Here is a 10,076-nt window from a genome sequence, read left to right on the forward strand (position 1 = left end):
GCCGGTGGCCGCCCGGGAAGGCAGGCGCGCATGTCCCCCACTGACGGCGGCGGCCGGGTGCGGCGTCGGGCGTTTCTCGCCGGGGCGGCCGCAGCCGCCCTGGGTGGTGTGGTGGCCGGTCCGGGGGGTGCGGCGCGGGCCGCGGCTCCCGGGCGGGCGCTGGCGCCGATCGGGAGCCCGGTCGGGTTCGCGTCGGTGAACGCGCTGGGCCAGAACGGGACGACCGGCGGCGCGGGCGGTCGTACGGTGACGGCGACCGACGCCGGCCGGTTCCTGGACTACATCGACAGCACCGAGCGCCTGGTGATCCAGGTGGCCGGGCGGATCGAGATCAGCAGCAAGCAGGGGGTGCGGCCCAACAAGACGATCATCGGGGTCGGCACGTCCGGGCACATCACCGGTGGCGGGCTGGACTTCTACCGGTCCTTCAACGTGATCGTGCGCAACCTGCGGTTCACCGCGGCCGAGGACGACGCGGTGAACGTGGGGCAGCAGTCGCACCACGTCTGGATCGACCACAACACCTTCTCCGGCGCGGTGGACGGGTCGATCGACGTGGTGCGGGGCGCCGACTACGTGACGGTGTCGTGGAACCACTTCGACCACTCCGACAAGTCGATGCTGATCTCCCACTCGGACGGGGCGGCGGGCACCGACGCCGGGCACCTGAAGGTGTCGATCCACCACAACTTCTTCGACCACAGCCGCCAGCGGCATCCCCGGGTGCGGTTCGGGGAGCCGGTGCACGTGTTCAACAACTACTTCCTGGCCAACGAGCTGTACGGGGTGGCCTCGACGGAGGACGCGGGCGTGCTGGTGGAGGGCAACTACTTCCAGGACGTGCCGTACCCGCTGTTGTCGGCGAGCGGGTACGCCGACAGCGGCCCGGGCCGGCTGGTGGAGCGGCAGAACGTCTACCTCGGCTCCGGCCCCCGCGAGACGGCGGGCACGGTGGTGGAGCCGCGCACGTACTACCCCTACACGCTGGACCCGGCGTCGTCGGTGCCGGCGGCGGTGCGCGCGGGCGCGGGGGTCGGCGCCCGGTGGGGGCCGTGAGCCGTCCCGCGCGGGGTGAGGGCGCGTCAGGGATGGGGCGGCCGGTCGCTTCGGCCGGTCACCGGACGCGCGGGCGGCGGACCCCGGGCGCGCCGGCGGCGCCGGTGCCTGGCCGCGCCGGAGGCGTCATGGGCGGGCTGGCGCCTTCTCGGCGAGAGGCGGTCAGCGGAAGCGTCGTCCTTCGTCGCGGTGGTAGCCCCACACCGTGAGCGCGCCCAGGGCGGCCGTCCAGACCGCGAGCATCGTCAGCGCCGTGGGGTCGGGCCGATGGTCGATGAGCGCCTTCAGCACCAGGTCGGTGGCCCCGCGGGTGGGCAGGTACGGCGCGATGGCCGCGATCAGGCCGGGCGGGGCGGCGGGGTCGGTGAACATGCCCCCGCCCACGGCCAGGGCCAGCACGGGAACGCTGTTGGCCACGACGGTCGCTCGCACCGACATCGTGTACCCGATCGCCAGCCCCAGGAGCGTGAACACGACCACCGCCGCCAGCAGGGCCGCCACCGCGCCGGGCACTCGTGCCGGCGGCACGCCGCCCGCGGCCGACAGCACGCCGACCAGGGCGATCGGCACGACCGCGGTGAGGACTACCACCATTCCGGTGAGCAGGTGGCCGAACGCGAGCGGTGCCAGCCCGGCCGGCAGGGTGCGCTGGTAGTCGCCCCAGGGGGACTCCCGCATCGCGGCGACCGTCGCGCTGAACTGGCCGACGCAGGCCAGCAGAGTCGCGAAAACGACCATGGTGGCGGTGGCGCCGATCACGGCCGTCGGGTCGCCGCCGAGATTGGGCAGGATGAAGAACACCATCACGGCGAGCGGCATGAGCGTGATGACCAGGAGGGAGACCGGCGCGCGCAGTGTGTCCAGGAGCCCGTACCTGGTGTAGAGGAGGGTGAGCGGCATGGTGCGGCTCCGGTGGCCGGTGCCGGTCATGAGGCGGCCCTGGCCGTGAGCGCGAGGAAGGCGTCCTCGAGCGAGGCGGTGCTGACCTGCAGGTCGTGGAACGGGGCGCCCGAGGCGGTCAGGTCGCGGACCAGCTTGTCGGCGTCCGCGGTGAGCAGGTGCGTGCGGTCTCCGTCGCGTTCGAGGCCCGCCACCCCGGGCAGGGCGGGCAGCGCCGCGCAGGTGAGGCTGACGCGTTTGAGGCCGACCAGGCCGCGGACGTCGGCGAGCGGCGCGTCGGCGATCACCCGGCCGCGGTTCAGCACCACCACCCGCCGGGCGAGAGCCTCGATCTCCTGCAGGTAGTGGCTGGTGATCAGGACGGTTCCGCCGTCGGCGTGGTAGGCCCGGATCCCCTGCCACAGGCTGTGGCGCGCCTCGACGTCCAGGCCGGTCGTCGGCTCGTCCAGGAACACCACCCGGGGCCGGCCGGTGAACGCCAGCGCGACGGCGAGGCGGCGCTGCTGCCCGCCGGACAGCCCGCCGACCTGCCGGTCGCGCAGGTCGCGCAGGTCGAAGCGGGCCAGTACCTCCCCGCGGTCAAGTGGGCTCGGGTAGTGCGCCGCGACGAAGTCGACCAGTTCGCCGACCCGCCACTGCTCGGGTAACGCGGTCTGCTGCGGGGTCACCCCCATGATCTGCCGGGTGGCGCGCTCGCGCGGGTTGCCCCCGCCCAGTTCGACGGTGCCCGATCGCGGGCGGCGCAGGCCGGTGAACATGTTGATGAGGGTGGACTTGCCGGCGCCGTTGGGGCCGAGCAGTCCCACCAGCTCGCCGGCGTGGACGTCCAGGGACACCTCGTGCAGCGCGAGGATGTCGCCGTAGCGGCGGCTGACGCGGTGTGCGCGTACCAGGGGCGTGATCATGGTGGTCGCCTCGCTCGGGTCGGTGGCGGTCGGTCATGGGGTGTTCCGGGTGGCCAGGTGGAACAGCGTGGTGAGCTCTCGCGCGCAGGCGTCGAGGTCGAGGTCGGGGTCGGACGCGTGCGGTGACACGCTGTCGACCACGGCGCGGACGGCGCGCGCCATCGTCAGGGGGTCGAACCGCCGGAACTCGCCGGCGGCCTGCCCGCGCTCGAGCACCTCCACCAGCGGTCCGAGGGCCTCGTTCTCCGCCGCCACCGGGTCGACGCCCATCTCCCCCAGCGCGCCGCTGCCGATGATCTCCACGAGCGCGGTGACGCGGCTGCGGTACAGGGCCATGTACTCCAGGTTCGACTGGATGTAGGCCCGCAGCTGGTCGGCCGCCGTGACCTGGGCCGCCACTCGCGGGCCCATGTAGGCGCCGACGTCGGCGAAGACCGTGAGCAGGACCTGTGCGATCAGCTCCTCCTTGCCGGCGAAGTGGTAGGAGATCAAGCCCCGGCTGATCCCGGCCCGCTCGGCGATCCGCGCCGTCGAGGCCTGGGCGTACCCGGCCTCGGCGATGACCTCGATCGCGCTCTCCACGATCTGCGAACGGCGGGCGGCCTCGATGAACGATCGGCGCTCTCGGCCGTCCGGGTTGTTTCCTGGCACCATGGCCAAAAATTAGGCCATGGTGCCAGTTTGGGCAAGCATCGCACGTCGGAGCTCCGCCTCGGCGGCGCGTGCATCAGGGCCTGTGTGCCGGCGGGCCGGCGACCGGGGGGCGCCGGTCGGGGCCTTCGACCGCCGGAGCCCGGCGGTGTCTACGGGGCGTGAGGGGTCACGGCCGCGACTGTGGCGGCGCGAGGGCGCGTTGCATCAGCAGGGTGTCCACCCAGCGGCCGTGTTTGCGGCCGACGGCCTTCAGGAGGCCGGCTTCGGTGAAGCCGGCGCGCAGGTGGAGGCGGTGTGAGCCGGGGTCGCCGGTGTCGGCGATGACCGCGACGACCTGCCGCATGCCGGCCTGGGCGCATCGGGCGAGCAGCTCTTCCAGCAGCGCCCGGCCCAGGCCCTGACCGGTACGGCCGGGGGCCAGGTAGATGGAGTCCTGGACGGTGTGGCGGTAGCCGGGTCGTTCGCGCCACAGGTCGGCCAGGGCGTATCCGTCGACCCGGCCGGGCGGGCCGGCCACCAGGAACGGCAGGCCGTGCTCGCGCAGGGCGTCCAGCTTGGCGCGCCATCGGTGCACGTCGGGCGGGTTTTCCTCGAAGGTGGCCACGCTGGTGGCGACGTAGTGGGCGTAGATCTGGGTGACCGCTTCCATGTCGTCATGGTGGGCGGGTCGTACGGTGGCGTGCACGCCGGCCTCCGATCTTGTCAGGAGGCATTTTAGGACGAGGCCTGGGGGCCCCTCAGGGCGAGGGCTGCGGGCGCCCGCCGTGCGGCCCGGCGGGGGCGGGCGGGGCCTGGGGGAAGAGGGCTTCGGCGAGCAGGCGGCCGATGTGCGGCCCGCGGGCGCGGTACAGCATGCGGCGGCCCTCGCGCCGGGTGTCCACCAGGCCGGCCAGGCGGAGCTTGGCCAGGTGCTGGGAGACCGAGGGGCGCGCGACGTCCAGGGCGCCGGCGAGGGAGCCGACGTCGTGCTCCCCCGACGACAGCCGCCACATCAGGCGCAGGCGGGTGGCGTCGCCGAGCATGCGGAACGCCTCGGCGGCGGCGCCGATCTGAGCGGCGGTGGGTTGCACCTGCGACGGGGTGGCACCTGACTTGTTGTCGCGTGCGTACATGTCTACGTATGCTCCCTGGTAGGGCTGCCGACCGCAAGTGAGGGACCCATGACCGAGCAGCGGCACGGCGATCCTCCCCCCGGCCAGGGCCGGGGCCCCGAACACGGGCACGACCGCGAGCCGCCGCCCGGGGAACAGGCCCACGATCACCAGGACGGGCACGGCCACGGGCACCAGCCGGTCGCCGACGCCGACGCCGACGGGCACGACATCGGCCACGGGCACGGCCAGGAGTGGCCGCCCGGTGAGGATTCCGGCGAGCACCACGATGAGCCCGGGCACGGGCACGGGCATGGCCACGGGCACGGGCAGGCGCGCGGGGGCGTCGCCGGGCGGGTGGCGGGCAGGGTGCGGCACCTGCTGACCCCGCACGGTCATGACACGGGCGACAAGACCGACGCCGCGCTGGAGGCCAGCAGCCTGGGCATGCGGGTCGTGGTGGTGTCGTTCGCCGCGCTCATGGCGACCGGGGTGGTGCAGGCCGTCATCGTGGCGCTGTCGGGTTCGGTGGCCCTGCTCGGGGACACGTTGCACAACTTCGCCGACGCGCTGACGGCGGTCCCGCTGGCCATCGCGTTCTCCCTGGGGCGGCGCGCGGTGAACCGCCGGTTCACCTACGGGTACGGGCGCGCCGAGGACATCGCCGGGGTGGTCATCGTGGTGATCATCGCCGCCTCGGCGGCGCTGGCGGGGTACGAGGCGGTGCAGCGGCTGATCCGCCCGCAGGAGATGCGCTACGCCGGGCTGGTGGCCGCCGCCGGTGTGGTCGGGTTCCTGGGCAACGAGTGGGTGGCGCGGTACCGCATCCGGGTGGGGCGGCGGATCGGCTCGGCCGCGCTGGTGGCCGACGGCCTGCACGCGCGCACCGACGGGTTCACCTCCCTGGCGGTGCTGCTGGGCGCCGGGGGGTCGGCTCTGGGGGTGCCGCGGGCCGACCCGGTGGTGGGATTGGTGATCACGGTCGCGATCCTGCTGGTGCTGCGGGACGCCGCTCGGGAGATCTACCACCGGCTGATGGACGCGGTGGATCCGGCGCTGGTGGACCGGGCCGAGGAGGTGCTGGCCGGTACTCCGGGCGTGCTGGGGGTGGGGGCGGTGCGGTTGCGGTGGATCGGTCACACGTTGCGTGCCGAGGTGGACATCCGGGTGAGCCATCTGCTGTCGGTGGTGCAGGCGCACGCGATCGCGGTGGAGGCCGAGCACCGGCTGATCCACCAGATCCCCCGTCTCAACGCCGCCACCGTGCACGCCGACCCCGACGGCCCATCCCAGGACGACCACCACGCCCCGCTGTCGACCCACCGCTGACCGACGCCGACAGCGGACCACCCGCGCCGCGGCCGGTGGCACGGGTGAGACACCCGCCCAGCCCGACGGCGAGCGGATTGACCCCTCGGCCCCGCGCGTGCCCGTGACAGAGGGCACTGCTACAGCCGCTCGGCCCCGATGTGCCGGCTGAGGACGGCGTCGACGAGTGTGTCGGTGAACTCCGGGGACGGGTTCTGGCCGGTGACCAGGACGCGATAGTAGATGGGCCCGACGATCTGGTCGACGGCGAGGTCGACGTCGAAGCCGGGATCGAGTGCGCCGCGGGCGATCGCGCGTTCGAAGGGCAGCCGGTCGTAGCCGCGTTGCTTGCTGAGATGCTCGAAGCGCAGCCGGGCGGCGAGTTCGGGGTCGTGCTGGGCCTGCGCGGTGAGCGCGCGGAAGACCGCGCCGGCGTCGGACTCGGACAGGAAGTGGGCGATCTCGCGGGCGTGGGCACACAGATCCCGCCGGAGGTCCGCGGTGTCGGCCGGGATGAGAGCCTCGGCGGCGTCCTGGACGAAGGCGTCCATGAGAATGTCGTTCTTCGAGGACCACCAGCGGTAGATCGTCTGCTTGGCCACGCCCGCGCGTCCGGCGATGCCCTCGATGGTCAGCCGTGCGTAGCCGACCTCCACCAGCAGGTCGTCGACGGCCTCCAGCACGCTCTGGCGGGCTTCCTCGCTGCGGCCGTGCCTGTTTCCGCGGTGCCTGCTCGCGGCTTTGCCGGCGTCAGCGCTCATGGGTCCGTTCCCTTCGACTACGCGACCTTAGCACCTTGCGTAGACGCAACGGTGCGTCTAGCGTAGCGGCCGTGAACACACTGACGACGCCAGGCACCGCCGCCGTCCTCGAGCGGCTGTTCGCGGCCGCCGACCTCCAAGAGCTGAACCCCGCGCCGTGGCCGCTGGACACTCCCTACGCCGACGCGTCGGCCAAGCAGCGTGCCGATGCGCTGGCGGGGGAATACATGCCGATCTCCCGATCGGGCGGCCGGCTGCTGTACGCGCTCGCGCGCCACGGCCGCCCCGAGACGATCGTCGAGTTCGGCACCTCCTACGCCATCTCCACGATCCACCTGGCCGCCGCGGTCGCCGACAACGGCGTCGGCCACGTGTGGACGACCGAGCTCAGCCAGACCAAGGTCGACGCCGCGCGCGAGAACCTGGCGCGGGCCGGCGTCGCCGAGCACGTGACGATCCTGGCGGGCGACGCTCTGTCGACTCTGGCCGAGGTTCGCGGCCCCATCGGCCTGCTGCTGCTCGACGGCTGGAAGGACCTCTGCCTCCCGGTGCTGCGGCTGCTCGAGGACCGCCTCGCCCCGGCCGCCCTCATCGTCGCCGACGACACCACCTTCGCGAGCATGGCCGACTACCTCGCCTACGTCCGCGACCCCGCACACGGATACGTCACCATCACGTTTCCCGTGGAGGACGGCATGGAGATCAGCTGCCGAACCTGACGCCGCGTCCTTCCGCCCGTGGCCACGTCTTCGTGCCGGGTCTGCGTGGACGCGGCGGCCGACACAGGTGGACGAATGGTAAAATTTCGGCAGGCTTGATCGGGTTCCCCGGCTGGACGGCTCGTCTCGTCCCGGGGCCGGGCGCACCCGGGCCACCTCACGCGGTCCGCTCCCCCACCGGTGACGCTCCTTCGCCGGTCGCCCGGGCCGCCGCCGTCCTCGCGGGCCGCCTTCTTCGACGGGTCCCGTCGCCCCTCCCACAGCTCCCGGTTCTCATCGTCGAAGGCTGCCCTTATGGATATCGACGAGTTCCCCCGCCAGATCGCCCGCACCCAGCGCTTCACCCTCGGGGTGCCGCGCGCCTTCACCCTGTCCCCCGACGGCCGTCGTCTGCTGTTCCTGCGGACGCGCGGCGGACAGGACCGGACGAGCTGCCTGTGGCTGCTGGAGGGCGGCAGGGAGCGGCTGCTGGCCGACCCCGGCGCGCTCGGCGCGGGCGGGCCGGTTCCTGAGGCCGAGCGGATCCGGCGTGAGCGGGCGCGGGAGCGGGCGGCGGGCGTGGTGGCCTACGCGGCCGACGCCGCGCTGCGCACCGCCGTCTTCGCCGTCGACGGGCGGTTGTGGGCGGTGGACACCGGTGGCGGCGACCCCCGCCCGGTGGACACCGCGGGGCCGGTGACCGACCCGCGTCCCGACCCCGCCGGTCGCCACGTCGCCTACGTGAGCGGCGGCGCGCTGCGCGTGGTCCGGCTGCGCGACGGCGAGGACCGGCTGCTGGCCGCCCCGGATGGGCCGGAGGTGAGCTGGGGGCTGGCCGAGCACGTGGCGGCCGAGTCCATGCACCGGGCGCGGGGCCACTGGTGGTCGCCCGAGGGCACCCGGCTGCTGGCGGCGCGGGTGGACACCACCCGGGTGCGGCGCTGGTGGGTCGCGGACCCGGGCGATCCGTCCCGGCCGCCGCGCCGGATCGCCTACCCGGCGGCCGGGACGCCCAACGCGCTGGTCTCGCTGCACGTGCTGGGCCTGGACGGCGGCGCGGTGGAGGTGTCGTGGGACCGGGAGGGCTTCGAGTACCTGACCGCCGCCGCCTGGGACGCCCACGGGCCGCTGATCGGCGTGCAGAGCCGCGACCAGCGCACCCTGCTGGTGCTGTCGGCCGACCCCGAGACCGGGGCGACCACCGTGCTGCACCGCCAGCACGACACCGCCTGGGTGCACCTGGTGCCGGGCACCCCGGCGCGAACCGCGTCCGGCACCCTGGTGCACACCACCGACACCACCGACACCACCGACACCGCCCACACCGACACCGCCGAGAACGACGTGACGGGCGGCACCGTTCCCACCGGTCGAGGCCGCGAGGACGACCCCGCCCGGCACCCGGGCGCCGTCCCGGCCGGCGCGACCGGGGGCGAGACCGAGGGCGGCCGGGGTGACACCCGGCGGCTGCTGGTCGGCGGTCGGGCCGTCACGCCGCGCGGGCTGCAGGTGCAGGCGGTGGTGGAGGTGTCGGGCGAGTCGGTGCTGTTCACCGCCGTCGACGACCCCACCGGGACCGGCCTGTGGTCCTACGACCCCGGGCGCGGCCCGGTGCGGCTGAGCCGGGGCCCGGGGGTGCACACCGGGGCACGGGCGGGCGGCACGCTGCTGCTGGCCTCCCACACCGAGGACGGGCACGCCTTCCGGCTGCTACGCGAGGGCGAGCCCGACGCCACCGTCGCCTCGCTGCAGGCCCGGCCTCTCCACGACCCGCGCGTCACCTGGCTCTCCCTCGGGGAGCGGGAGATTCGCACCGCGCTGCTGCTGCCGTCCTGGCACCGCCCCGGCCGCTCCCTGCCGGTGCTGATGGCCCCCTACGGCGGCCCGGCGATGCGGCTGGTGACCCGGGCCCGGCACGCGTGGCTGTGCGAGGCGCGGTGGTTCGCCGAGTCGGGGTTCGCGGTGGTGGTCGCCGACGGCCGCGGCACTCCCGGGCGCGGCCCGGCCTGGGAGAAGAGCGTGCACGGCGACTCCCTGACGGCGCCGCTGGAGGACCAGGTGACGGCGCTGCGCGGCGCGGCCGCGCACTGCCCGGACCTGGACCTGGGGCGGGTGGGCATCCGCGGCTGGAGCTACGGCGGCACGCTGGCCGCCGCCGCGGTGCTGCGCATGCCGGAGGTGTTCCACGCGGCGGTCTCCGGGGCGGCGCCCAGCGACCAGCGGCTGTACGACACGCACTGGCGTGAGCGGTTCCTGGGCCACCCGGACCGGGAGCCGGGGAACTACGAGCGGTCCTCGCCGATCGGCGACGCGGCGCGGCTGCGGCGCCCGCTGCTGCTGGTGCACGGCCTGGCCGATGACAACGTGGTGGCCGCCCACACCCTGCGCATGTCGGCGGCGCTGCTGGCCGCCGGCCGCCCGCACCAGGTGCTGCCGCTGCCCGGCGCCACCCACATGCCGACCGACGAGGCGGCCGTGGCGGGCCTGTTCATCCACCAGTTGCGCTTCCTGCGCGAGGCCCTGGACGTGGCCCCCCCCCCCCCGCAAAACCCCCCCCCCCCCCCCCCCCCCCCCCCCCCCGGGGGGGGGGGGGGGGGGGGGGGGGCCCCCCCCCCCCCCCCCCCCCCCGCGCCCGGTGCCGGGGCCGCCTGCGAGCCCGGCGGGCCGCTACGCCGTGAACTCGGCGGCGAGCAGCTCGGCGAT

Annotated in this window: 10 protein-coding genes; 4 read left to right on the top strand and 6 right to left on the bottom strand. The window is 74.5% G+C overall.

Annotated features, from left to right (window positions below):
- The first annotated feature begins 30 nt into the window (after positions 1-30).
- Positions 31-1,056 (top strand): right-handed parallel beta-helix repeat-containing protein, encoded by a 1,026-nt coding sequence (locus PYR91_RS34685; protein ID WP_279786958.1) that lies wholly within the window; start codon positions 31-33, stop codon positions 1,054-1,056.
- A 162-nt stretch (positions 1,057-1,218) separates the two neighbouring features.
- Here the strand turns inward: PYR91_RS34685 and PYR91_RS34690 are convergent, their stop codons facing one another.
- The 5 genes from PYR91_RS34690 to PYR91_RS34710 form a co-directional block, all read right to left on the bottom strand.
- Entirely contained in the window at positions 1,219-1,956 is a 738-nt protein-coding gene (locus PYR91_RS34690; protein WP_279786960.1) for a hypothetical protein, read from the bottom strand.
- A gap of 26 nt (positions 1,957-1,982) precedes the next feature.
- Positions 1,983-2,861: an ABC transporter ATP-binding protein gene (locus tag PYR91_RS34695; RefSeq protein WP_279786961.1), complete on the bottom strand. Its 879-nt coding sequence runs from the start codon at positions 2,859-2,861 to the stop codon at positions 1,983-1,985.
- A 33-nt stretch (positions 2,862-2,894) separates the two neighbouring features.
- Positions 2,895-3,515, bottom strand: coding sequence for a TetR/AcrR family transcriptional regulator (locus tag PYR91_RS34700; RefSeq protein ID WP_279786963.1), 621 nt, complete (start codon positions 3,513-3,515; stop codon positions 2,895-2,897).
- Between the two features lie 166 nt (positions 3,516-3,681).
- Entirely contained in the window at positions 3,682-4,200 is a 519-nt protein-coding gene (locus PYR91_RS34705; protein ID WP_279786965.1) for a GNAT family N-acetyltransferase, read from the bottom strand.
- Positions 4,201-4,252: 52 nt separating this feature from the next.
- The gene (locus PYR91_RS34710) at positions 4,253-5,005 is read right to left on the bottom strand and encodes a metalloregulator ArsR/SmtB family transcription factor (RefSeq protein ID WP_279786967.1); all 753 of its coding nucleotides are present in this window, start codon (positions 5,003-5,005) and stop codon (positions 4,253-4,255) included.
- Between PYR91_RS34710 and PYR91_RS34715 the strand changes: the two genes are divergently transcribed.
- The gene (locus PYR91_RS34715) at positions 4,976-5,935 is read left to right on the top strand and encodes a cation diffusion facilitator family transporter (protein ID WP_279786969.1); all 960 of its coding nucleotides are present in this window, start codon (positions 4,976-4,978) and stop codon (positions 5,933-5,935) included. The genes PYR91_RS34710 and PYR91_RS34715 overlap by 30 nt on opposite strands.
- A gap of 119 nt (positions 5,936-6,054) precedes the next feature.
- On the opposite strand, the gene PYR91_RS34720 is transcribed toward PYR91_RS34715, so the two are convergent.
- Positions 6,055-6,675 carry a TetR/AcrR family transcriptional regulator gene (locus PYR91_RS34720; RefSeq protein WP_279786971.1) on the bottom strand — a complete coding sequence of 207 codons (621 nt, stop codon included), beginning with the start codon at positions 6,673-6,675 and terminating at the stop codon, positions 6,055-6,057.
- A gap of 71 nt (positions 6,676-6,746) precedes the next feature.
- Here PYR91_RS34720 and PYR91_RS34725 point away from each other — a divergent pair, with 71 nt between their 5' ends.
- Positions 6,747-7,394, top strand: a complete 648-nt coding sequence (locus PYR91_RS34725; RefSeq protein WP_279786973.1) for a class I SAM-dependent methyltransferase — start codon at positions 6,747-6,749, stop codon at positions 7,392-7,394.
- A 294-nt stretch (positions 7,395-7,688) separates the two neighbouring features.
- A partial coding sequence (locus PYR91_RS34730; protein ID WP_279786974.1) for a prolyl oligopeptidase family serine peptidase occupies positions 7,689-10,076 on the top strand: 2,388 nt, incomplete at its 3' end.

The organism is Sphaerisporangium sp. TRM90804, assembly GCF_029846175.1.
GTDB lineage: Bacteria > Actinomycetota > Actinomycetes > Streptosporangiales > Streptosporangiaceae > Sphaerisporangium.

Excerpts from the sequence above, each read along its gene's own strand:
- PYR91_RS34695 (WP_279786961.1), bottom strand. The coding sequence starts at position 2,861 with ATGATCACGCCCCTGGTACGCGCACACCGCGTCAGCCGCCGCTACGGC.
- PYR91_RS34710 (WP_279786967.1), bottom strand. The coding sequence starts at position 5,005 with ATGACCGTGCGGGGTCAGCAGGTGCCGCACCCTGCCCGCCACCCGCCC.
- PYR91_RS34685 (WP_279786958.1), top strand. The coding sequence starts at position 31 with ATGTCCCCCACTGACGGCGGCGGCCGGGTGCGGCGTCGGGCGTTTCTC.
- PYR91_RS34720 (WP_279786971.1), bottom strand. The coding sequence starts at position 6,675 with ATGAGCGCTGACGCCGGCAAAGCCGCGAGCAGGCACCGCGGAAACAGG.
- PYR91_RS34700 (WP_279786963.1), bottom strand. The coding sequence starts at position 3,515 with ATGGTGCCAGGAAACAACCCGGACGGCCGAGAGCGCCGATCGTTCATC.
- PYR91_RS34690 (WP_279786960.1), bottom strand. The coding sequence starts at position 1,956 with ATGCCGCTCACCCTCCTCTACACCAGGTACGGGCTCCTGGACACACTG.